This is a genomic window from Afifella sp. IM 167 (assembly GCF_020144925.1).
GTDB lineage: Bacteria > Pseudomonadota > Alphaproteobacteria > Rhizobiales > Afifellaceae > Afifella.
In genome coordinates, this window is sequence record NZ_NSLC01000003.1 from 81,722 (window position 1) to 102,391 (window position 20,670).

At 67.4% G+C, this 20,670-nt stretch carries 20 protein-coding genes and 1 tRNA gene; 13 read left to right on the plus strand and 8 right to left on the minus strand.

The genetic code is table 11. From position 1 onward, the window contains the following. The first annotated feature begins 2 nt into the window (after window positions 1-2). The 5 genes from CLD20_RS05580 to CLD20_RS05600 all read left to right on the plus strand — a co-directional run bounded on the left by CLD20_RS05580 (window position 3) and on the right by CLD20_RS05600 (window position 5,212). Window positions 3-494: a DoxX family protein gene (locus tag CLD20_RS05580; RefSeq protein WP_370636814.1), complete on the plus strand. Its 492-nt coding sequence runs from the start codon at window positions 3-5 to the stop codon at window positions 492-494. Window positions 495-555: 61 nt separating this feature from the next. Next, window positions 556-1,362, plus strand: a complete 807-nt coding sequence (locus CLD20_RS05585; protein WP_224405618.1) for an IclR family transcriptional regulator — start codon at window positions 556-558, stop codon at window positions 1,360-1,362. A gap of 160 nt (window positions 1,363-1,522) precedes the next feature. Next, window positions 1,523-2,842, plus strand: a complete 1,320-nt coding sequence (locus CLD20_RS05590; RefSeq protein ID WP_224405619.1) for an FAD-dependent oxidoreductase — start codon at window positions 1,523-1,525, stop codon at window positions 2,840-2,842. Window positions 2,843-2,975: 133 nt separating this feature from the next. Next, window positions 2,976-3,977, plus strand: a complete 1,002-nt coding sequence (locus tag CLD20_RS05595; protein ID WP_224405620.1) for an ABC transporter substrate-binding protein — start codon at window positions 2,976-2,978, stop codon at window positions 3,975-3,977. Window positions 3,978-4,159: 182 nt separating this feature from the next. Then, a complete protein-coding gene (locus tag CLD20_RS05600) occupies window positions 4,160-5,212 on the plus strand; it encodes a low specificity L-threonine aldolase (RefSeq protein WP_224405621.1) in 1,053 nt (350 codons plus the stop codon). 30 nt (window positions 5,213-5,242) lie between these two features. Here the strand turns inward: CLD20_RS05600 and CLD20_RS05605 are convergent, their stop codons facing one another. Further along, window positions 5,243-6,526 (minus strand): SGNH family hydrolase, encoded by a 1,284-nt coding sequence (locus tag CLD20_RS05605; RefSeq protein ID WP_224405622.1) that lies wholly within the window; start codon window positions 6,524-6,526, stop codon window positions 5,243-5,245. A 115-nt stretch (window positions 6,527-6,641) separates the two neighbouring features. Continuing rightward, on the minus strand, window positions 6,642-7,628 hold the full coding sequence (gene galE / locus CLD20_RS05610) for a UDP-glucose 4-epimerase GalE (protein ID WP_224405623.1): 987 nt from the start codon (window positions 7,626-7,628) through the stop codon (window positions 6,642-6,644). 142 nt (window positions 7,629-7,770) lie between these two features. Here galE and galU point away from each other — a divergent pair, with 142 nt between their 5' ends. After that, window positions 7,771-8,667 carry a UTP--glucose-1-phosphate uridylyltransferase GalU gene (gene galU, locus CLD20_RS05615; protein WP_224405624.1) on the plus strand — a complete coding sequence of 299 codons (897 nt, stop codon included), beginning with the start codon at window positions 7,771-7,773 and terminating at the stop codon, window positions 8,665-8,667. Window positions 8,668-8,720: 53 nt separating this feature from the next. Here galU and CLD20_RS05620 read toward each other — a convergent pair whose 3' ends face one another. From CLD20_RS05620 to hemH, 4 genes are all read right to left on the minus strand, one after another. After that, the gene (locus tag CLD20_RS05620; RefSeq protein ID WP_224405625.1) at window positions 8,721-10,232 is read right to left on the minus strand and encodes an outer membrane beta-barrel protein; all 1,512 of its coding nucleotides are present in this window, start codon (window positions 10,230-10,232) and stop codon (window positions 8,721-8,723) included. A gap of 136 nt (window positions 10,233-10,368) precedes the next feature. Next, window positions 10,369-10,821, minus strand: coding sequence for an NfeD family protein (locus CLD20_RS05625; protein WP_224405626.1), 453 nt, complete (start codon window positions 10,819-10,821; stop codon window positions 10,369-10,371). Then, window positions 10,818-11,924 carry an SPFH domain-containing protein gene (locus CLD20_RS05630; RefSeq protein ID WP_370636815.1) on the minus strand — a complete coding sequence of 369 codons (1,107 nt, stop codon included), beginning with the start codon at window positions 11,922-11,924 and terminating at the stop codon, window positions 10,818-10,820. The genes CLD20_RS05625 and CLD20_RS05630 overlap by 4 nt, the downstream gene beginning before the upstream one ends. Before the next feature lie 301 nt (window positions 11,925-12,225). Further along, on the minus strand, window positions 12,226-13,254 hold the full coding sequence (gene hemH / locus CLD20_RS05635; RefSeq protein ID WP_224405959.1) for a ferrochelatase: 1,029 nt from the start codon (window positions 13,252-13,254) through the stop codon (window positions 12,226-12,228). Between the two features lie 262 nt (window positions 13,255-13,516). On the opposite strand from hemH, the gene CLD20_RS05640 reads away from it, so the two are divergent. Then, window positions 13,517-15,022: a bifunctional UDP-sugar hydrolase/5'-nucleotidase gene (locus CLD20_RS05640; protein ID WP_224405627.1), complete on the plus strand. Its 1,506-nt coding sequence runs from the start codon at window positions 13,517-13,519 to the stop codon at window positions 15,020-15,022. 8 nt (window positions 15,023-15,030) lie between these two features. On the opposite strand, the gene CLD20_RS05645 is transcribed toward CLD20_RS05640, so the two are convergent. Next, window positions 15,031-16,284: a phenylacetate--CoA ligase family protein gene (locus CLD20_RS05645; RefSeq protein ID WP_224405628.1), complete on the minus strand. Its 1,254-nt coding sequence runs from the start codon at window positions 16,282-16,284 to the stop codon at window positions 15,031-15,033. A 140-nt stretch (window positions 16,285-16,424) separates the two neighbouring features. Here CLD20_RS05645 and CLD20_RS05650 point away from each other — a divergent pair. The 5 genes from CLD20_RS05650 (at window position 16,425) to CLD20_RS05670 (ending at window position 19,145) form a co-directional block, all read left to right on the plus strand. Then, window positions 16,425-16,500 (plus strand) — tRNA-Ala (locus CLD20_RS05650). A gap of 106 nt (window positions 16,501-16,606) precedes the next feature. Further along, complete coding sequence (locus tag CLD20_RS05655) at window positions 16,607-17,296, plus strand: methyltransferase domain-containing protein (protein WP_224405629.1); 690 nt, start codon at window positions 16,607-16,609, stop codon at window positions 17,294-17,296. After that, window positions 17,293-18,141, plus strand: a complete 849-nt coding sequence (locus CLD20_RS05660; protein ID WP_224405630.1) for a glycosyltransferase — start codon at window positions 17,293-17,295, stop codon at window positions 18,139-18,141. The genes CLD20_RS05655 and CLD20_RS05660 overlap by 4 nt, the downstream gene beginning before the upstream one ends. Before the next feature lie 119 nt (window positions 18,142-18,260). Beyond that, entirely contained in the window at window positions 18,261-18,854 is a 594-nt protein-coding gene (locus CLD20_RS05665) for a MarR family winged helix-turn-helix transcriptional regulator (protein ID WP_224405631.1), read from the plus strand. 93 nt (window positions 18,855-18,947) lie between these two features. After that, complete coding sequence (locus CLD20_RS05670) at window positions 18,948-19,145, plus strand: hypothetical protein (RefSeq protein WP_224405632.1); 198 nt, start codon at window positions 18,948-18,950, stop codon at window positions 19,143-19,145. Between the two features lie 6 nt (window positions 19,146-19,151). Here the strand turns inward: CLD20_RS05670 and CLD20_RS05675 are convergent, their stop codons facing one another. Continuing rightward, window positions 19,152-19,679 carry a sigma-70 family RNA polymerase sigma factor gene (locus CLD20_RS05675; RefSeq protein ID WP_224405633.1) on the minus strand — a complete coding sequence of 176 codons (528 nt, stop codon included), beginning with the start codon at window positions 19,677-19,679 and terminating at the stop codon, window positions 19,152-19,154. A 208-nt stretch (window positions 19,680-19,887) separates the two neighbouring features. On the opposite strand from CLD20_RS05675, the gene CLD20_RS05680 reads away from it, so the two are divergent. Continuing rightward, on the plus strand, window positions 19,888-20,664 hold the full coding sequence (locus CLD20_RS05680; RefSeq protein ID WP_224405634.1) for a response regulator: 777 nt from the start codon (window positions 19,888-19,890) through the stop codon (window positions 20,662-20,664). Window positions 20,665-20,670: the final 6 nt, after the last annotated feature.

Consider the following 20,670-nt stretch of genomic DNA (forward strand, 5'->3'; position numbering starts at 1 on the left):
CGATGCCCGAAACCGAGAGCGATGCCCTGACTGGTCGCTCCGCCGAGCTTGCGCTGGCGCCGGCGCGCTTCTTCGAGCGCATCCCGATGAGCTTGGTGCAGCTCGTTCTGCGATTTGCGGCGGCGATCCCGTTCCTGAAATCCGGCATGCTGAAATGGGAAGGCTTTCTCGACCTGTCGGACGTGACGATCCTCCTCTTTCGCGAGGAGTTTCGCCTGCACATCTTCGGCGCGACCTATCCGTTCCCGGCGCCTGTCGTCATGGCCTGGGCCTCGGCCTGCGCGGAGATCGTGCTTCCCTCGCTGCTGATCCTGGGGCTCGGCACGCGCCTTGCCGCGTTCGGCCTCCTCGGCATGACGGCGATCATCCAGCTGACGGAGCCGGGGGGCTGGGCGAATTTCCATCTCCCCTGGGCGGCGATGCTCATCGCCGTCCTCGCCTACGGGCCGGGCAGCGTCTCGCTCGACCGGATCCTGGGGCGCGCCCGGCGCTGAGGAGAAAGGCGCAGGCGCCGCCACCATTGCGCGGCGGGAAACATCGGCCTAATGCCGCAGCATGCGATCTGCGGGCGACGATCTCAGCGGCGAGGCGCGCCGGACACCGAGCAACCAGAGCTCGATCGTCGCCAAATGCACGCAGATCCTCGACATCCTCTCCAATGCCGGAAGACCGCTGAGCTTCGCCGAGATCGTCGCCCGCTCCGGTCTGGTGAAGAGCTCGGCGCACCGCATCATCGCCATTCTGCTGACCGAGGGGCTCGCCGAGCATGACGAGCACGCCAAGACCTACCGGGTCGGTCCGCGGCTGATGGGCTGGGCGCTGCGAACCTGGCACAGTTCCGACCTGCAGCAGGCCGCGGCCGACGAGCTGGACCGCCTTTATGAAGCGACCGGCCATAATGTGGAGCTCGGCGTGCGCTCGGGCGAGCGCGTCCTCTATCTTCGCACCTTCAACAGCTATCCGGTGCGCTACGCCTCCAAGGCGGGCGACCATGCCCCGCTGCATTGTACGGCGATCGGCAAGGCCCTCGTCGCCTTTCTGCCGGCAGGCCAGCGGGCCGAACTGATCGCCCGGCTGACGTTCGAAAAGCACACCGAGTTCTCCATCGGCGATCGCGCCAGTTTCGAGGCGGATCTCGCCGAGGTGAGGGAGCGTGGATATGCCATCTGCGACCGGGAGGAATCCCTGCAGGTCTGCGGGCTCGCCGTGCCCGTCTACGATTTCGAGCGATCCGTCCACGGCGCCTTCTGCCTGTGGTCGCTGACCGAGCGGGCGGAGATCGGGACGCTCCGCGGGTTCGCCCCCCTTCTCCTGGAGACGGCCGAGAAGATCTCGGCCCGTCTCGGCTACCGCCAGGGCTGAAGTCTTCCAATCCGCTTTCTCGAACGGGCCGCCTGCGGCGGGCCGGTGTTGACTCGTGCGCCGGCTTCCTTTCACTATTGCAATACGAGAGTAATGTTCTGCAATACGGAACTTTGATGACGATAATGGCCTCCTTCCGCCCGCGGCAAGCGTCCAGCCGGTGACGGACACCCGCCCTTCTTCCAAGCGCGAAGGCCCGTTCTGGCCCGTCACGGCCGTCGAGCGGGCGGCGGGTACGCCGCTTCAGGGCGATCTCGACTGCGATGCCGCAATCGTGGGCGCCGGCTTCACCGGCCTGCGGGCGGCGCTTCGTCTGGCGGAGGCGGGCGCGAAGGTCGCCGTCTTCGAGGCCGGCGAGGTCGGGCATGGCGCCTCGGGGCGCAGCGGCGGCCAGGTCAATCCGATGCTGCCGGTGCCGCGTCCGGAAAATCTCCTCAAGGCGGTCGGCCGCACCTATTTCGAACGGCTTGCCGAGGTCTCGCTCGGCTCGGCCGACGAACTCTTCGATCTGGTGCGGCGCTACCAGATCGACTGCCAGGCGCGGCAGAACGGCTGGCTGCGGGTCGACCATAGCCGCGGCGCACGCGAGCGGGCCCGCGCAGCCGCTCTCGAATGGAACAGGTTCGGCGCCGGCTTCGAATTCGTCGACGGAGACCAGGTGCGCCGCATGACGGGATCGCCGGTCTTCGATTCCGCGACCCTCGCGCCCCGGGGCGGGGCCGTGCAGCCGCTCTCGCTGGTACGGGGGCTGGCGCGGGCCGCCGAATCGGCAGGCGCCAGGATTTATGTCCGCTCGCCCGTCACCGAGCTGAGGCGGGTGGGGGAGCGCTGGGCGATGACGGCCGGGGGGACGGCTGGGCGCCACCGGGTCGCCGCCGAAAAGGTGATCCTCGCCACCAACGGCTATACGGACGGCCTGCTTGCGGGTCTGAAGCAGTCGATCCTGCCGCTCACGCCGGTGCAGATCGCCACGAGGCCGCTCGGGGAGGAGGAGATCGGCCCGGTCCTTCCGGGCGGACAGACGATCTCCGATACGCGCCGGCTGATCATGTACGGGCGCCGCGAGCCGGATAACCGCATCGTCTATGGCGGGCTCGGCTTTCGCCGGCTCTTTGCCGGCGTCGGCGGGGTCGAATGGCTCCTGAAGGACGTCGCCCGGGTCTTCCCGTCGATCCGCCCGGAAAGCTGGCGCTTCGAATGGGACGGGCAGATCGCCGTCACGGCCGACCGCGTGCCGCATTTCCACGAGCCGGCGCCGGGCCTCCTCGCAGGTCTCGGCTACAACGGCCGCGGCGTGGCGATGTCGCTCGTGATGGGGCGCGTCCTTGCCGAAAGGGCGCTCGGCGCGGAGGCCGCGAGCCTGCCCTTCCCGGTCTCGCCGGTCCGCGCCATGCCGTTCCGCGGCATCCAGTTCTTCGGCCATAACCCCGCAATGCGCCTGATGCGGCTGATGGACAGTGCGGAATTCAGAGCGAGGTGAGGCCGTGCCTCACGCCTTCCGGCCCGGCGCCGAAAGGCCTTTCTTCTGCCGGCAGGTCCCGCCGGCAAGACCGCCCGGGTGAGCCGGGCCAACAAGAAACGTTCGAGGGGAACAACCGAAAGGAGAAAGATCGATGCTGAGAAGAGCTCTTGCATGTGCAGCTGCGGGCCTCGCCCTGATGGGCACGCCCTTGGTGGCGAGGGGCGCGGCGGCCCAGGACCTCGACAAGGTCACCGTCGCCTACTTCCTGGAATGGCCTTCGCCCAACCTGATGTACAAGGCCGACGGCCGCTTCGACGAGGAAATGGGCGTGCCGGTCGACTGGCGCTCCTTCGGCAACGGCAACGAAATGGCCTCCGCCATGGCCTCCGGCAGCGTTCAGATCGCCTATTCGCAGGGCCTGGTGCCGTTCGTCGTCGCCGTCACCAACGGCGTGCCGCTGAAGCTGGTCAGCGCGGCCGTCTCCTACGCGGAGAACGACAATTGCGTGGTGCGCGAGGATGCCGGCATCACGCAGGAGAACGCCAAGGAGTTGGAGGGCAAGAAGGTGGCCACGCCGATCGGCAACGTGACCCACTACAAGCTCCTCAAGACGCTCGACTATCTCGGCGTCGACGCGAGCAAGGTGAACCTCGTGCAGATGAACCCGCCGGAAGGCGCGGTGGCGCTGGAGCAGGGCCTCGTCACCATGGCCTGCGGCTTCGGCGGGGCGCTGAAGCGGATGAAGGAATCCGGCCATGTGCTGATGACCGCCAAGGAGCAGGAGGATATCGGCATCCGCGTCTTCGACATCGTCTCGGTGACGGAGGACTTCGCCGAGAACCACCCGGACCTCGTGGTGAAGTTCCTGCAGCTGACGGAGGACGCCAACGATGCCTTCAAGGCAGACCAGGAGAAGTACCTGCCGATCCTTGCCGAGCAGTCCGGGCAGGACCTTGCCGATTCCCGCGAGATGGTCGACCTCTTCGAGTTCCCGAGCCGCGACGAGCAGCTTTCCGAGGCCTGGATGGGCGGCAAGGTGCAGGAGTTCATCAACGAGGTCGCCGATTTCTATGTCGAGCAGGGCCAGTTGAGCTCGCGGCTCGACGATTACAGCTCCACCATCGATACGAGCTTCATGGAAAAGGTCGAGTAGGCGCCTTCCAGGTTCCAATCGACAAAGACGGCGCGGCGGCTCCATCGGGGCCGCCGCGTGCCGTTCTGGTGCGCCTGACGGCGGATTTGGCCGGGCAGGAATGGATCGGGGCGTCGAACGCTCCTTCATGCCCGGAGCGGAAACGCTTGCGCGGCAGGGTGCCGGCGTCCTATGCGCCGGGCATGCAGTTTGCGAGTGACAATTGGTCGGGCGCTGCGCCCGAAATCGTGGAGGCGATCGCACGCCAGGCCGCCGGCCATGCCGACGCCTACGGCACGAGCGCCCTCGACCGCGCGGTCGAAGACCGCTTCAACGCCCTCTTCGAGCGGGAGGTGGCGGTGTTCTTCGTCGGCACCGGCACCGCCTGCAACGCGCTGGCGCTCGCGGCGGTCGCAAAGCCCGGCGGGGCGATCTTCTGCCACCGCGAAAGCCATATCGTGGAGGACGAGTGCGGGGCGGTCGAGTTCCACACCAGCGGCGCCCGGCTGATGCAACTCGACGGCACGCTCGGCAAGATCGCGCCGGCGGAGCTGGAGGATGCGCTGCGCCGCTTCCAGCCGGGCTTCGTGCATGCCGGCCAGCCGATCGCGCTCTCCGTGACGCAGGCGACGGAGGTCGGCACCATCTACCGGGACGCCGAACTCGACCTCCTGTGCTCGCTGGCGCGGGGCAGCGGCATTCCGGTCCATATGGACGGGGCGCGCTTTGCCAACGCCCTGGTGCGGCTCGGCAGGACGCCGGCCGAGATGACCTGGAAGCGCGGCGTCGACATCCTCTCCTTCGGGGCGACCAAGAACGGCTGCGTCTCGGCCGAGGCGCTCGTCTTCTTCGATCCGCAGATGGCGTCCGAGTTGCCCTTCCTCAGGAAGCGGGCCGGCCATCTCTTCTCCAAGACACGCTTCATCGCCGCCCAGTTCGAGGCCCATCTGGCGGGCGATTTGTGGCTCGACCTTGCCCGCCACGCCAACCGGATGGCCGAAAGGCTGCGCCAAGGGCTCGCCGCGACGGACAAGGCGCGCCTCGCCTGGACCTCGGAAACGAACGAGACTTTCGCGCTTCTGGACCGAAAGGCGGCCGAAAGGGCCCGCGCTGCCGGCGCCGTCTTCCTCGACTGGAACCGGCCGCATGGCCTCAAGCTCGACTTCGGCGAGAACGAGATCCTCGTGCGCCTCGTCACCAACTTCCAGACGGGCGAAGACGAGATCGACCGTTTCCTGGAAATTTTCGGGGCCTGAGGCGGGCTTTCTCCCGGCCGTGGGGCGGCGCTACTCCGGCCGCGGCCAGGTGTAGTCGTCGATCCGGCCGGAAGGAGTGGCGGCGCCGGCGATCGCCTTTTGCGTGAGGGCCTCGACGACAGGCTGATCGCCCTCCGGCTCCTCGCCGGCCTGCCCTTTTCCGGTCCCGGCCTCTGCGGCGGGCTCGCCGCCGGTGCGCTGGCTCTCCGGCGGTGCCGCGCCGGCAGCCTCGGCGGCTGCGGAGGTGATTTTCGGTCCCGAGGCCGGCTTTTCTTCCGCCGGCTTCTTCTCGGAGAAGGTGGAAAGCCCCGATGCGGGGCCGGTGATGACCGCGTCGATCGACATCATCGGGCTGATGGCCGGGACGGCGGCCGGGCCGCCCTCCGCCTCCGGTTCCAGCGAGGCGAGGAAGGCGCCGCCGGTCTTCAGGACGTCCTGCAGGTCGCGCTCGACGAAGAAGGCGAGCTTGCGCTGGCCGGCCGAGGTGAAGTTGAGCCCGTCGCCGACGCGCAGCTGACGGTTCTGGCCGTTCATATCGGGGCCGGAGGAGACGTATTTGCCCTCGTCATCGGCAAAGCCGTTCCACACGTCGATGAACTTCACCGGCGAGTTCTCCAGCGTCTCGCGATAGATGGAATTGAAGGCGGAATAGTCGCGCGAGAGGGTCGAGGAAGAGACGGGAACGAGACCGACCCAAAGGCCCGGCTTTTCGCTCGTGGCGATGACATTGGCGAGCGCGGCCACACGGTCGGCATATTCCGCGTTCCAGGCGTCGCTGCGCAGCCCAGTCTTGCCGATCGCCTGACGGTCGTTGCCGCCCAGCATCACCACGATGGCATCCGGGTTGTTCTCGGCGATCAGCTCCGGCAGCTTTGCCGGCCAGTCGTAGAAATCGTCGCGCACGAGGCCGGAGGAGCCGTTCGCCGCCTGGACGATGGCGATGTTCGGGTTCTCGGCGAAAGCCGCCTCCAGACCCTTGGCGAGGCTGCGGGCGAAGAAATCGCCGATCACCATGACGCGCTTGGCGTCCTCGGCCTTGTCGACGGTGAGCACCTTGACCGTCGGCTCGCGCGGCGTCGTGCGGCGCACCGTGGAGCGGCGCGGCGTCGTGCGGCGGATCTGCTCGCGGGGGCGCGCGTCGCGGCGCTGGCGGGCATTGGGATCGCGTGGGCCGAAGAGGAAGCGGAAGAGGGAGGGTTGGCGCTCGTTCTGGGCAAGGACGATCGGCTCCTCGGCGATCGCGGGCGCCGGCAGCGCCACGAACTCCATAGCCAGAACGGCCAGGGCCGCCGAAATAATCGCAAAAAGCCGCATCAAACGCTCCCGCGGGGGCCATTCGCCCGCCATCTCTCGCCCCCGAAAGCCGAACCGGATTCTAGTGCTTCCGGCGCCGCCGTCAAAGGCGCATGGCGCGATCGCCCGCGGAGCGTCAGGCGGCCTTGGCGGGCAGGCGCCTTTCGAAGGCGAGGGCGTGGCCGAGCATCGTGTCGAGCAGCGAGTATTGCGGCTGCCAGTCGAGGTGGGCGCGGATGCGCGACACGGCGGCGACGAGGACCGGGATGTCGTCCGGGCGAGGCGCGCGGGCACGCACGTCGAGAACGCGGCCGGCGAGACGCTGGACGACGTCGATCACCTCCAGGACGCTGTGGCCCTCGCCGGTGCTGCAATTGAGCCTGAGGCTGGCGCCGCCGGCCCGCAGATGCCTGAGGGCGGAGAGATGGGCCGAGGCCGCGTCCTTCACGTGGATGTAGTCGCGGATGCCGGTCCCGTCCGGCGTATCGTAGCCGGTGCCGAAGACGGCGATATGGTCGCGCCGCCCGAGTGCGGCCTGCAGCACGATCTTGACCAGGTGGGTGGCGCCGATGGTCGCCTCGCCGGAGCGGCCGGCCGGATCCGCGCCGGCGACATGGCCGAGGCGGAGCGTGACATGGCCGAGGCCCCAGGCAAGGCTCGCCTCGTCCAGCATGTGCTCGACGGCAAGCTTGTAGGCGCCGTAGGGATCGGTCGGCGAGGTCGCGTCCGTCTCCTTTACGGGCACATTCTCCGGTGCGCCGTAGACGGCGAGCGAGGATGGAAAGACGATGTGGCGGACGCCGTTTGCGACGGCGGCGGCGATGATCTCGCGCGCCTTGATGGTGTGGTCGAGATAATAGGCGGTCGGATCGGCCACCATATCGGGGGCGGAATGGGCGCCAGCCAGATGCAGGACCGCGTCGACGCTCCGGCTGCGCATGACATGGTTGAGCAAAAGGCGGTCGCCGGCATCGCCGACGATGAGTTCGGCGTCATCGGGCACGGCCCAGTCGAAGCCGGTCGAAAGGTTGTCGATGACGACGACCTTCTCACCTGCATCCAGAAGCTCAAGTACCAGCTGGCCGCCGAGATAGCCGGCGCCGCCAGTCACCATGACGCTCATTGCCCGTCCTCTTTGCGCGCGTCCCTTCACGCCCGGCCGTGCCGCGGGTCCGCCCGATCTCTCGTTCGGGTCGCCTGCTAGACTTCCGCCGGAGGATCATTCTAAACGGACGGGTGCCCGCCACGTACCGCGAGAGGTGACATTGGTTAACCGCATCAGAAAGGCCGTCATGCCGGTGGCCGGTCTTGGAACCCGATTCCTGCCCGCCACCAAGGCCGTGCCGAAGGAGATGCTGACGATCGTCGACCGGCCCGTCATCCAGTATGTGGTGGACGAGGCGAAGGAGGCCGGGATCGAGCACATCGTCTTCGTCACCGGCCGCGGCAAGTCGACGATCGAAGATCATTTCGACATCCAGCCGGAGCTGGAAGAGACCCTGAAGAGCCGCGGCAAGAATGCCGAGCTGGAGATCCTGGCGGCCGACCTGCCGCCGGCGGGCGGGGTTTCCTTCACCCGCCAGCAGGCCCCGCTCGGCCTCGGCCACGCCATCTGGTGCGCCCGCGAGATCGTCGGCGACGAGGCCTTCGCCGTCCTCTTGCCGGACATGCTGATGCGCTCCAAGCCGGGTTGCCTGTCGCAGATGGTCTCCGCCTACGAGAAGCATGGCGGCAACGTCATCGCGCTCGAGGAGACCGTTCCGGAGATGGTGCACAAATACGGCATCGTGGCGCTCGGCGCGGAGGACGAGACGGGCGTCGAGATCACCGGCATGGTGGAGAAGCCGAAGAAGGAGGACGCGCCGTCCAACTTCTACATTTCCGGGCGTTACATCCTGCAGCCGGAGATTTTCTCGCTGCTGGAAAAGACCACACCCGGGGCGGGGGGCGAGATCCAGCTCACCGATGGTATGAAAGCGCTCGCCGAGACGCAGCGCTTCACCGGCGTGCGCTTCACCGGCACGACCTTCGATTGCGGCGCCAAGGCGGGATTCCTCGCCGCCAATGTCGCTTTCGGCATGGAGCGCGAGGACATCGCGGACGACTTCAAGGCGGAGCTGAAGAAGCTCGGCCCCGACTGGCTGAAGGGACTGGTTTCGTAGTTTCCCTTGTCGGGGCCCAAAAGGTCCTTCGGTGCCTGGAGGAAAGACCGCTCCTAGCGCTTGAGGCGCAGGCGTACCGTGAAGGTGTTCGTGTCCCGGCGATCGCCGGGATCGGTCTCGACGCGCTCATAGGTGTAGCGGCCAACGAGGGCGGCGTAACGATTGAGGTTGTAGGCAAGGCCGCCGAAAGCCGACCAGGTCGTCTCCTGCAGGTCCGTGCCGATGTAGTCGCGATAGTCGAGGCCGAGGCCGGCCTCGGCGGTCAGGCGGTAGCCGAGCTGGCGCTCGGCGGTGAGATCCGCCGAATAGGTGACGGAGCCCGATGCGCCCGGGATCGTCGTGCCGTCCGCCGTGGTTGCGAGGTCGAGGCGCAGTTCCGTGAGGCGCCGCGGCGACCACATCAGCGCAGCGGCCAGAACCGGCGCATCGAGGCTCTTTAGCCGGGCGTCGTCGTATTCCTGGTGCCGCCAGCCGGCCGAGACCTCGCCCTGCAGTTTCGGCGAGAGGTCGAAGATGAGACCGCCGGAGAGCTCCCCATAGGTGGAGGCGCGGCGATAACCCGCCGAATCGACACTCTGATCGTAGGCGATGGTGCCGAGGCGCGCCTGGGCGAAGGGCTCCAGCGCCCCGGAGAGCTGATAGCTCGCGCGTGCCGTCGCCGAGATGTCGGTGCGGTTGCGATCCTCCTGGCTGATTGTCCCGCCGCTCGCCGTGTTGAAATCTTCGTAGATCTCGCGCTCCGCCTTGCCACCCAGCGAAAGGCCGAGCCGGTTCATCCGGTGCGTTCCGGTCAGCGAGGCGTCGAAGGTCTGGCGCGCCGGGCGTTCCACGGCCGCCGCGGGCGTCTCCGGGTCGGTGAAGGATTCCAGCGCATAGGCGTAGCCCGCCTCTGCGGTCAGATCGGTGTCGCGGGTGATGTCGAGGCGACCGCGGAAGCGGGCGGTGGCCTCGCGGTCGTCGAAGGTGTCGTCGGGATAGAAGCTCGCTGTGCCGCGCAGGTCGAGGCTCACCTCGTGGCGGCTCCAGTCGGAGGTGAGGTTGAGGGTCGGCTCGACCAGGGCGCCGGTCTCCCAGTTCTTCTTCGTGTCACCATCCGGATTGTCGGAGACGATGACGCCGGTGTCGATGGTGGGGCGCAGGATGAAGGTGCCGACGCGGATGCCGGGCGCGGCGAAGGGATCTTCCTCGTCCGCCTGCTTGCGGGCCCGGCGGAGGAGGCGCCGGCCGTCGACGACGGGGCCGGTTCGCGCGTCGGCGCGCGGGGCCGTCACGGGCGTCGGTCCGGCAAGCGGCGGGCCGAGGGGCTCCTCGCCGGTCGGACCGGCGAGCGGGGGTCCTATCTCGGCATCGGCGCGTGGATAAGGGGCGCCTGGCGGGGGCGGCGGCGCCTGTGGCTCTTCGGGCGCGGCGGGCTCCAGGAGGTCCTGATCGGCCGGATCGGAGGTGCCGCGCATCATGAAGTCGACGGGCGCATCGGAGGTGGAGCGGCCCTGGGCGAGCGCGTTCGCTGCCGGCAGCGCGAGAGCTGCGGCGCCTGCGATGATGACGGCAAGGCTGCGGCGCATCCGGCTTTCCCGTCCCGCAACCGCGCGGGACATGCCGTCCCGCGATGCGGGACAGCCTTACCGAGGGGTAAAGCCTTATGGTTAACAGCCCGTTAGAGACGGGAGCCGTGGAGGCGGCGCGCCGCCGTTGCCGCCATCAGGCGCCGGCAGGCTCCACGAGCAGCGTCGTGCCATCGGCACCGACGATGCGGATGCGCGTGCCGGCCGGTGCGTCGGGCCCGTTCACCCGCCAGACGCTGTCGTCGATGTTGACGCGGCCGGCACCCTCCACGATCGGCTCCGAAAGGGTGAAGGTGCGGCCCCTCAGCCGCTCGGCGCGCAGGTTGAGGGCCGGATCGTCGCTCGGCGCGTCCTTCATGCCGTAGAAGCGGCGGCCGAGGATCGCGGCGACGACGGAGAGGATGCCGAAGCCGAGGATCTGAAGCTGCCACGGCCAGTCGACCAGGACAGCGCTGATGCCGATGACGATCGCGGCGACGCCGAACCAGAGGAAGAAGAAGCCGGGCGCCAGCACCTCCACGCCGAGAAGGACGAGACCGAGCACCCACCAGGTCCAGCCGCCCAGCGAATCGATGATCTCGACGATCATTGCCCGTCCTCACCGCCTGTCGGCCCGGTATAGACGGCGCCGGGCCCGCCCGGAACGGCGCCGGGGATCGGTCCCGGCATTGTGGAGGAGCCGGTGCGGGGCGTCGGCGGCACGGAGCGGGGCGGGCGCGGAAGGCCGCCGCCGCTGGAACCGCCTGAGCCGCCACCATTGCCGCCGCCGCCATTGCCGAAGGCTTCGCGGGCGATCTCGCCGATGCCGCCCAGAGCGCCGATGACGGAGGCAGCCTCCACGGGCATCAGGAAGGTCTTCTGGTTCGGCGAATCGGCGAAGGCCTTCAGCGCGCCGATATATTCCTGCGCGACGAAGTAGTTGATCGCCTGCACGCCGCCCTTGGAGATGGCTTCGGAGACATAGGCCGTCGCCTTCGCCTCGGCCTCCGCCTCGCGCTCGCGGGCCTCCGCATCGCGGAAGGCGGCCTCGCGCCGGCCCTCAGCCTCCAGGATCTGCGACTGCTTCTCGCCCTCGGCCTTCAGGATCGCGGATTCGCGCATGCCCTGGGCCGTCAGGATCTGGGCGCGCTTCTCGCGCTCGGCCATCATCTGCCGGTTCATGGAATCGATGAGATTGCGCGGCGGATCGATGTCCTTGATCTCGATGCGGGTGATCTTGACGCCCCACGGCCCGGCCGCGGCATCGACCACCTTGAGGAGCCGGTCGTTGATCTCGTCGCGATTGGACAGAAGCTCGTCGAGGTCCATCGAACCCATCACCGAACGGATGTTGGTGAGCGTCAGGTTGATGATGGCGTTTTCCAGAAAGTTGACCTCATAGGCCGCCCGGGGCGCATCCATGACCTGGAAGAAGGTGATGCCGTTGACCGTCACCGTGGCGTTGTCGCGGGTGATGACCTCCTGGCTCGGCACGTCGAGCACCGTCTCCATCATGTTCATCTTGGCGCCGACGCGGTCGATGAAGGGCACGATCAGATTGAGGCCGGGCGACAGGGTCCTGGTGTACCGGCCGAAGCGCTCGATGGTGTAGTTGTGGCCCTGCGGGACCGTCTTGACGCCGGAAAAGAGAACCAGGGCGATCAGGACGACAAGGACGATGACCGCGATGTCGAATCCGCCGAGCAAGGGCATTGAGGCCTCCTAGCGGGCCCCCCTGGCCCGGATCTGCCTGATATGGATGCCGAAGACGCCGCGCACAATGAATCCGGCGCGCCAGCCTAGCCGATTCCTTAATCCGAAAGGAGAGTGGGGCGGCTCTGCGTCTGGGTGCATGGAAGACGCCGGTTGTCGTCAGGCCATGGCATCCATGTCCCGGCCCCTCGTGGAGAGCCCGAGGAATGGATTGCCCGGTCAAGCCCGGCAATGACGAAAGTGAGGGTGCGTGCCGGGTCAGGGCCGGCGATGACGGCAGAGAAGAGCGGTGCGCGGGCCCCTAGATCCAGCCCTGCAGCTCGCGCATCACCACGGTCTTGAGGACATGCATGCCGCCGGCGGAATCGTTGAGGCAGGGGATGTGGCTGAAATTCTCCCCGCCATGCTCATGGAAGGTCTCGCCGACGCCGATGGCGATCTCCTCCAGCGTCTCCAGACAGTCGGAAACGAAGCCCGGATTCATGATGGCGATCGACTTGACGCCTTCGCTCGCAAGGCGGGCGACCGTCTCGTCGGTGTAGGGCTGCAGCCATTCCTCGGGGCCGAAACGAGACTGGAAGGTGGTCAGGAGCCGTTCGCGCGACACGCCGAGGCGCTCGGCCAGAAGGCGCGAGGTCTTGTGGCAGTGGCAGTGATAGGGATCGCCCTTCTCGAAATAGGATTTCGGCAGGCCGTGATAGGAGCAGATGAGAATCTCGGGGGTGAAATCGAGCGTCTCGTAATGCGTCTCGACCGACTGGGCGAGGGCATCGATATAGGCCGGCTCGTCGTGCCAGGGCGGGGCGGTGCGGATTGCCGGCTGCCAGCGCATCTGCTTCAGCGCGTCGAAGGTCTTGTCGTTCACCGTCGCCGTCGTCGTGGCGCTGTACTGGGGGTAGAGCGGCACGATCAGCACCTTCTCGCAGCCCTTCTCCTGCAGCGCATTCAGTCTCTCGGCGATGGGCGGGTTGCCGTAGCGCATCGCCCAGTCGACCTCGAGCCGCTCCTCGGCGGCGAATTCGGCGGCGAGCTTCTCGCCCTGGCTGCGCGTGAAGGTGCGCAGCGGAGATTCGTTCATCTCCTTGTTCCAGATGGTCGCGTAGGCCTCGCCGCTCTTCTGCGGGCGGGTGGAGAGAACCATGCCGTTGAGGATCGGCCACCACAGGAGGCGCGGGGTCTCGATGACCCGCTGATCGGAGAGAAACTCCTTCAGGTAGCGGCGCATCGGCCAGTAGTCGGTGCCGTCCGGGGTGCCGAGATTGACGAGAAGGATGCCGATGCGGCCGGCGCGGACCGGCGGATGGTCGGCCGGCAGGACCTGCTCCTTCATGCCTTCGCGGCGGGAGCTGGATGCCGAGGTGTCGTAAGGTCGATCGACCAGGCCGGATTCTCTCGTCTTGGCGTTCGGGCGGAGGAAGGCGCTCATCGTATGGCGGTCTGCTAGCGGTCCTGATCGGGTGCGGCGGTGAATGTCACCGGGCGGCGTAAAAATTCTGGTAGCACAAAGCCGTGCGTGGCGCATTCGTCCCGCGCATCAGCCTGGAACCGGTGTAAAGTGGTCTCAAAACGGAGGGGTCAAGGCAATGAATGACATGTTGCGATGCTTTGCCGCGTTCGCGGTTGCCCTGCTGGTGCTGGTTCAGCCGTCGCCATCGCGGGCGGAGACCGTGCCGGTGACGTTCCTGCTCGTCAACGACGCCGACCAGATGGCGGGCTCCGACGAGGTCCGCGGAGGGTATGCCCGCATCGCCGCGGTGGCGAAAGAGGAAAGGGCAAAGGGCGGCCACGTCTTTCTCGTGCATGCGGGCGATGCGATCTCGCCCTCGCTGATGGCGGGCTTCGACAGGGGCCAGCACATCATCACGCTGCTCAACATGGTGAAGCCCGACATCTTCGTGCCCGGCAACCATGAATACGATTTCGGCGAGGACATCTTCCGCACGCGCTTCGCAGAGGCGGAATTCCCGGTCCTGGCCGCCAATCTTTCCGGCGCCGACGGCAAGCCGGTCGGCTCCATCCGTCCTTCCGTGATGCTGGAGGTGGAAGGGGCGAAGATCGGCGTCGTCGGCCTGACGGCCGAGGATTCCTATGTCAAGTCGAGCCCGGGCGCGCTCAAGATCGGACCGAGCCTGGAGGCCGGAAAACGCGAGGCGGAAGCGCTGCGCCAGAAGGGCGCCGATTTCGTCGTGGCGGTGGCGCATGCCGGGCGCGCACTCGACCAGGAGCTCTTCCGCAGCCGCGCCTTCGACCTCATCCTCTCCGGCGACGACCACGACCTGATGGTCTTCTTCGACGGCAAGACCGCCATGGCGGAATCGAAGGAGCAGGGCGAGTTCGTCACCGCCGTCGACGTGATGCTTTCCATCCAGGAGGAGGACGGCAAGCGGAAGGTCTCGTGGTGGCCGGGCTTCCGCCCGATCGACACGGCAGGTGTCGTGCCGGACGCCGAGGTGCAGGCCAAGATCGACGAGTTCCAGGCCGATCTGTCGAAGGAGCTCGACGTTACGGTCGGCAAGACGACGACACCGCTCGACAGCCGCCGCCCGGCGGTGCGCACCGCCGAGGCGGCGATCGGCAACCTCATTGCCGACGCCATGCGCCTTGCGGTGAAGGCGGACGTCGCGGTCACCAATGGCGGCGGCATCCGCGGCAACCGCGTCTACGACGCCGGCACGCAGCTCAGCCGCCGCGACATCCTGACGGAGCTGCCCTTCGGCAACCGTACCGTGAAGCTGGAGATCAGCGGCGCAGGCATCCTCAAGGCGCTGGAGAACGGCTTTTCCAAGGTCGAGGAAGGCGCCGGCCGCTTCCCGCAGGTTTCCGGCATGGTGGTCGAGGTGGACCTTCAAAAGCCGGCCGGGAGCCGCGTCGTCGCGGTGCAGATTTCCGGCGAGGAGCTCGATCCGCAGAAGACCTATACGCTCGCCACCAACGACTTCATGGCGCGCGGCGGTGATGGCTACGAGGCCTTCGCGGCGGCGAAACCCATCCTCAACGAGCGCGACGGCAAGCTGATGGCGAGCGACGTCATGTCGTTCATCCGCGCCGCGGGCGAGGTGGCGCCGAAGCCGGAAGGGCGGATCAGGGTCAAGGGCTGAGGCGGCGCTCAGTCGTATTTGCGCTCGTCGGAAATCACCTTGCCGTCGTTGGGCAGCGAGCCGGGGGCGACCTCCTCCACCTCGCCGCGCAGCTTGGTGATCTCCGTGAGGGCGGCGGCGATTTCCTCGGTGGAGCGGATGTCGCCCTCGCGGCTCGCCTCCACCATCAGGATCATCCGGTCCCGCTCGTTCTCGCGCAGGACAACGAGCCGCGCCTTCGCCACTTCCGGTCGGCGCTTCAGGAGCTCGGCGATCTGCACCGGATCGACGAACATGCCCTTCACCTTGGTGCGCTGGTCGGCGCGGCCGAGCCAGCCTTTGAGACGCATATTGGTGCGCCCGCAAGGGCTCGTGTCTGGCATCACCGCCGAAAGGTCGCCGGTGGCAAAGCGCACCAGCGGATAGGCCGGGTTGAGCGTGGTGACCACGACCTCGCCGACCTCGCCATCCGGTACCGGATCGCCGGTGCCCGGACGGACGATCTCCACGAGCACGCTCTCGTCGACGATCATGCCGGGGCAGACCTCGCCATCGGCGGTGCGGCCCTCATAGGCGATGACGCCGACATCGGCCGTCGCGTAGGCCTGCATGACGGAAATGCCGCGGGCCGCGTATGCCTCGCGCAGGCTTGGAAAAAGCGCGCCGCCGGAGACGAGCGCCCTTTTGAGGGAAGAGACGTCGGCGCCGGTTCCGTCCGCCTTTTCGAGGATCACCTTGAGGAAATCGGGCGTGCCGAGATAGCCGTCGGCCTTGAGAGCGGCAACCGCCGCGGCATGGGCCTCCGTATTGCCCGGGCCCGCCGGATAGACGGTGCATCCAAGCGCTCTGGCGCCCTCGTCCAGGATGAAGCCGCCCGGCGTCATCTGGTAGCCGAAGCAGTTGATGACCGTGTCGCCCGGCCGGAAGCCGGCAGCATGGAGCGCGCGGGCGGCATGCCATGGATCGGCGTCGAGGCCCTGCGGCTCCCAGATCGGGCCGGGCGACATGAAGACCCGGGCGCCTCTGAGGGCGGCTTTCGGCACGAAGCCGCCGAAGGGCGGGTCCTTCGCCTGCAGCTCCATCAATCGCGATTTCCTGAGGACCGGCAGGCGCGAAAGCACCGCTCGGTCGGTGACGGCGGTGGGCTCGATGCCGGCAAGGTGCTCGGCAAGGCCGGGCGCGGCCAGAAGCGCTTCGGTGAGGAAGGGCACGAAGCGGGCGAAGAAGGCCCTCTCGCGCTCCTCGCGCGGGCGCGTTTCCAGGATGTCGAAGTGATCGGTCATCGCTTGTGCCTCCCCTTTATCGCCGTGGTGCTGCCGTGGGGCAGAACAACTTTGCGGGCGCGCCCAGCCTCCTCCTTGACACTCCCGGAGGCCAGACCCTAAATGCGCCCCGCTCGCCGATGCGCCGCATTGGTCGCGGCGGGGCCGTAGCTCAGATGGGAGAGCGCTGCAATCGCACTGCAGAGGTCAGGGGTTCGATTCCCCTCGGCTCCACCAGCACCTTGCCGTGTCCGCATCCCGGGCGGCTTTTCCCCACAGCCAGCCTCGATGCCGCGCCCGCTCCGTGTGGACCCGCGCCCGGCGCGGCGGCATTCTTGCGGCAGTGCCGGGAGGGGTTGAGGGCGTGACGGTGGAGGCGGCGACGCAGGTCGAGGGGCACGATTATTACGGGCATGCGCGCCGCGAGATCCTGCCGTTCCTGCCGGAACGCTGCGGGCGGCTCCTTGATGTCGGCTGTGCCGCCGGCACGACGACGGGGGCGATCCGGACGCTGCGGCAGGTCGATTGGGCGGCAGGCGTGGAGCTCGATCCCGAGGCGGCCCGGCTTGCCCGCCAGCGGCTCGACCGCGTCGAGGAGGGGTTTATCGAGGAGGCCCCGCTGGAAGATTTCATCGCCCCGGCGAGCCTCGACCTCATCCTGTGCCTCGACATCCTGGAGCATCTCGTCGATCCGTGGGCGCAGGTGCGCCGCCTCTCGCCGCTGCTCGCCCCGGGTGGGCGGCTCATCGTCTCCGTGCCCAACATCCGCAACTGGAAATTCATCTGGCGGCTGCTGGCGAAGGGCGACTTCCACTACCGCGACGCCGGTCTCCTCGACCGCACGCATCTGCGCTTCTTCACGCGCGAGACCGCGAGCGAGCTTGCGCTGTGCGGCGGGCTCTCGCTCGTGGCGTGCCGCAACGCCACGCGCTATCGGCCGCTGGAGCTTCGGCGCCTGATCTCGCGCGCGACCGGCGGGCGGGCCGAGACGCTGCTCGCCAAACAGTTCATCGTCGTCGCGGAGGCCCGATGAGCGAAAGGCTCACCCTTCTCGTCGTTGCCTACAATTCGGCCGAGGCGCTGCGCTGGCAGGCCGCGCATTGCGCCCCGCTGCCGACGCTCATCGTCGACAATGCGAGTGCCGACGATACGGTGAGGACGGCCGAGGAACTCGGCCACAAGGTGCTGCCGCTCGATGCCAATATCGGCTTCGGACGGGGCATCATGGCAGGGCTGGCGGAGACGGAGAGCGAATTTGCCCTCATTCTCAACCCGGATGCGGCGATCGACGCCGCCTCCCTCGCCGAGCTGCTTGCCGCCGCGGATCGCTACCGGGACTGCGACCTCTTCGTGCCGCGGATCGTCGACGAGGAGGGCGTCGTCTTCTTCCGCTACGAGACGAGCTTCGAGCCGCGCCAGCGCCATCGCGCACCGCCGGAGGGGGAGGCCTGCGTGCCGGTGATCTCGGGCGCGGCGATGCTGGTGCGCGTTTCGCCCTTTCGCGCCTTTGGCGGCTTCGACCCGAAGATCTTCCTCTATTTCGAGGAGGACGAGCTGTGCTTCCGCTACCGGGCGGCGCGGCGGCCGATGGTCTACGTGCCTTCGGCCGCGGTCCTGCATCTGCGCGACAAATCCTCCGAGCCGAGCACGACGACCAGCGCCATCAAGGACGTCTCATTCGGCTGGTCTCTCGCATATGTGATGGGACGCCATGGACGCGGCAGCAGGCCCGCCACCCTTCTCGGCATGGCGGTCAAGATGCCGCTCTATCTCCTTTCCGGCCGGAGCGAGCGCTTCAAGCGCCAGAAGGGCCGGATCGCCGGTTTCCTGACGGCTCTGAGGGGGCGTCCGGCCCCCTTCATGCCGCCAGAAGGCTGAAGCCGCCAACGGCGTCTGCCGCTTCCCGAAACGTCTCGCCACCTCCAGCAAGGTACTGGAGTGCCGTCATTTTTCCGGTGACGGGAGAGGAACCGGCCGGATGAGGCCGTGTTCCTGTCATGAAAGTCACCGGGAACGGTCTTCTCGACCCGACCGCCGACAGGGAGGTACTGACATTGGTGCAGGACACATTGCTCTATCAGCTCGCACAGGCCGGCAAGGCCCAGCGCGTCTACATCGCCACGAAGCTCAGGGAGATCGATCTCCATCCGGGGCAGGACGCCGTGCTGATGCTCCTCAAGGACAAGGGATCGGTCTGCCTTTCCGATGTCGGGCTGCTGCTCGCCATACAGCCGCCGACGGTCACCAAAATGACGGTGCGCCTGGAGCGCGGCGGCTATCTTTCGCGCCGGACCTCGCCGCAGGACCAGCGCAAATGCCTGATCGAGCTTACCGAAAAGGGCGAGGATAAGGTGAGCGAACTGGAAGACCTGTGGCGCCGGGCCGACGAAGAGGCGATGAGGGCTGTCTCACCGACGGTGCGCGCGTTTCTCGGCGAGGCGCTTTCGGATCTCGAAAGCGTGCTCTACCGCAAGGCCGGGCGCTGGAAGGCCTCCGGCAAGGAGACGCCGCGTGCTTCGCCGAAGCGTGAGCCGGCGCGTGCCGAGCACAACGACAACAGCGGTGTTTCGCTGCGCGAAGGCGCCCTTTGACAGGCCCGCTCCGGTCACGCAAAGTCCCCGCGCCTGGTGCGCTCTAAGGGGAAAGAGATGATCAGACCGAGGCCGAGAACTCCCGGCTCCGCAATGACTCGACCTCCCGCAAATTCCGCTGGAAAGGATGACGATCTGAGGCAGCGTCTTGCCCGTCTGGGCGAAGAGGTCCTGGCCGAGGACGTGCCCGAGCGGCTGCTGCAGGCGCTCGCCCAGCAACCGGACGAAAAGCCTGTCGAGCCCGCCGATCCTGTCTCCGGTCACAAGAAGGGCGCTGGCGAGGAGAAATAGCCGTCGTCAGTTGGCGTTGCCCGCGCCCTCGCGCTGCGGCGGCGCGATGAGCTGGGCAAGGCGGGTGCGGGCGCGCGAGACGCGCGAGCGAACCGTACCGATCGGCACACCCAGAAGCCGCGCCGCCTCCTCGTAGGGCACGCCCTCCACCGCCGTCAGAAGCAGGATTTCCCGATGTTCGGCGGAAAGGAGCGCGAAAGCGGCTCCCACCTCGCCGAGAGCGACGACCGATTCCTGTTCCGGCTCGGTATAGGTGCGCGGATCGTTCTGCAGATCCGTCTCGACTCGGCGCCGGTTGGCGCTTTTTCTCAGATCGTTCTTGTAGATGTTGCGCAGGATTGTGAAGAGCCATGCCTTGAGATTGGTGCCGGGCTGGAAGCGGTCGAACGATGAGACGGCCCGCACCAGACATTCCTGGACAAGGTCGTCCGCCCATTCGGCATCCTGGACCAGATAGCGTGCGAAGCGACGCAGATGCGGAATGAGTTCCTCAATCTGACGGCGCAGCTCGGCTGGAATTGCCCCCTTGGCCATCCTCCCCTTCGACTCCCGCTTCGATGAGGCTCCCGAAAGCCTCACTTGACCATGATTCCGGCACATTGGGGGCACAGATTTCCCGCAGCCGATTAGCTGGCTATGGGCTATCGCCGCCTGTGTTCGTTGCTGCGATCTGCGTCAGATGGTATTTCTACGCATCCTTGATGGTCGCATTCATCAACGGTGAGCCCCGGGGAGGGTTTCCATGATCGCTTGCGTTTCTCCTGAGGTGAAGGTGGCGATCGCAAAACTGCGCCGCTACGCCTTCTGCCTTTTCGGTTCTCTCGGACATGCCGATGCCGCCGTGGAGGAATGCCTGCGCCGCGTCGATCCCGGCGCGCTGGAAGCCGGCGACGACATCGAGATCGATCTCTTCCGCGCCTTCGGCCGCATCGCGGCCGGCCATGCCGCTCCCGAATGGCTGAGCAACAGCCGTTCGATCGACGAGGAAGCGCTGCACGGCGCGGTCCTGCGCCTGCCGCTGGCCGAGAGGCAGGCCCTGACGCTGAACGAAGTCTGCCACTTCACGCCCTCCGAGACGGCCCGAATTCTCGGCATCGACGAGGCGCGCGTGGAAAGCCTCGTCGCCGGGGCCTACGGTCTTCTCGCCAGCCCGGGCCTTTCCGCGCTGATCATCGAAGACGAGCCGCTGCTCGCCCAGAACATCTCGGAGATCGTCAGCCGTCTCGGCATCCGCGTCGTGGGCATGGCGATCAACGAGAAGGAAGCCATCTTCAAAGCGGCGGAGACCAAGCCCGGCCTCATCCTGGCGGATGTGCGCCTCACCCAGGGCAGCGGGCTCAACGCCATCAGCACGATCCGGCGCTTCCACGCGCCGCGCGTCGCCTATCTGACGGCCTTCCCCTCCGAGGTGCTGCGCGCCAGCGGCCAGTCGGAAGCGCTGATCGTCGCCAAGCCCTTCAAGGAAGGCGCGGTCGAGGCGGCGGTGCGTCAGCTCGCCGGCATGACGGCAGCCGCCTGAGAGCGC

What these genes read in the sequence shown, in the direction of transcription:
- CLD20_RS05630 (WP_370636815.1), bottom strand. Translation starts at nt 11,924, where the DNA reads ATGCCCTTGCTCGGCGGATTCGACATCGCGGTCATCGTCCTTGTCGTC.
- CLD20_RS05605 (WP_224405622.1), bottom strand. Translation starts at nt 6,526, where the DNA reads ATGCGGCTTTTTGCGATTATTTCGGCGGCCCTGGCCGTTCTGGCTATG.
- CLD20_RS05640 (WP_224405627.1), top strand. Translation starts at nt 13,517, where the DNA reads ATGTTGCGATGCTTTGCCGCGTTCGCGGTTGCCCTGCTGGTGCTGGTT.
- CLD20_RS05585 (WP_224405618.1), top strand. Translation starts at nt 556, where the DNA reads ATGCGATCTGCGGGCGACGATCTCAGCGGCGAGGCGCGCCGGACACCG.
- CLD20_RS05625 (WP_224405626.1), bottom strand. Translation starts at nt 10,821, where the DNA reads ATGATCGTCGAGATCATCGATTCGCTGGGCGGCTGGACCTGGTGGGTG.
- CLD20_RS05665 (WP_224405631.1), top strand. Translation starts at nt 18,261, where the DNA reads ATGAAAGTCACCGGGAACGGTCTTCTCGACCCGACCGCCGACAGGGAG.
- CLD20_RS05675 (WP_224405633.1), bottom strand. Translation starts at nt 19,679, where the DNA reads ATGGCCAAGGGGGCAATTCCAGCCGAGCTGCGCCGTCAGATTGAGGAA.
- CLD20_RS05660 (WP_224405630.1), top strand. Translation starts at nt 17,293, where the DNA reads ATGAGCGAAAGGCTCACCCTTCTCGTCGTTGCCTACAATTCGGCCGAG.
- CLD20_RS05645 (WP_224405628.1), bottom strand. Translation starts at nt 16,284, where the DNA reads ATGACCGATCACTTCGACATCCTGGAAACGCGCCCGCGCGAGGAGCGC.
- CLD20_RS05580 (WP_370636814.1), top strand. Translation starts at nt 3, where the DNA reads ATGCCCGAAACCGAGAGCGATGCCCTGACTGGTCGCTCCGCCGAGCTT.
- CLD20_RS05670 (WP_224405632.1), top strand. Translation starts at nt 18,948, where the DNA reads ATGACTCGACCTCCCGCAAATTCCGCTGGAAAGGATGACGATCTGAGG.
- CLD20_RS05595 (WP_224405620.1), top strand. Translation starts at nt 2,976, where the DNA reads ATGCTGAGAAGAGCTCTTGCATGTGCAGCTGCGGGCCTCGCCCTGATG.
- CLD20_RS05620 (WP_224405625.1), bottom strand. Translation starts at nt 10,232, where the DNA reads ATGCGCCGCAGCCTTGCCGTCATCATCGCAGGCGCCGCAGCTCTCGCG.
- CLD20_RS05600 (WP_224405621.1), top strand. Translation starts at nt 4,160, where the DNA reads ATGCAGTTTGCGAGTGACAATTGGTCGGGCGCTGCGCCCGAAATCGTG.
- hemH (WP_224405959.1), bottom strand. Translation starts at nt 13,254, where the DNA reads ATGAAGGAGCAGGTCCTGCCGGCCGACCATCCGCCGGTCCGCGCCGGC.
- CLD20_RS05680 (WP_224405634.1), top strand. Translation starts at nt 19,888, where the DNA reads ATGATCGCTTGCGTTTCTCCTGAGGTGAAGGTGGCGATCGCAAAACTG.
- galE (WP_224405623.1), bottom strand. Translation starts at nt 7,628, where the DNA reads ATGAGCGTCATGGTGACTGGCGGCGCCGGCTATCTCGGCGGCCAGCTG.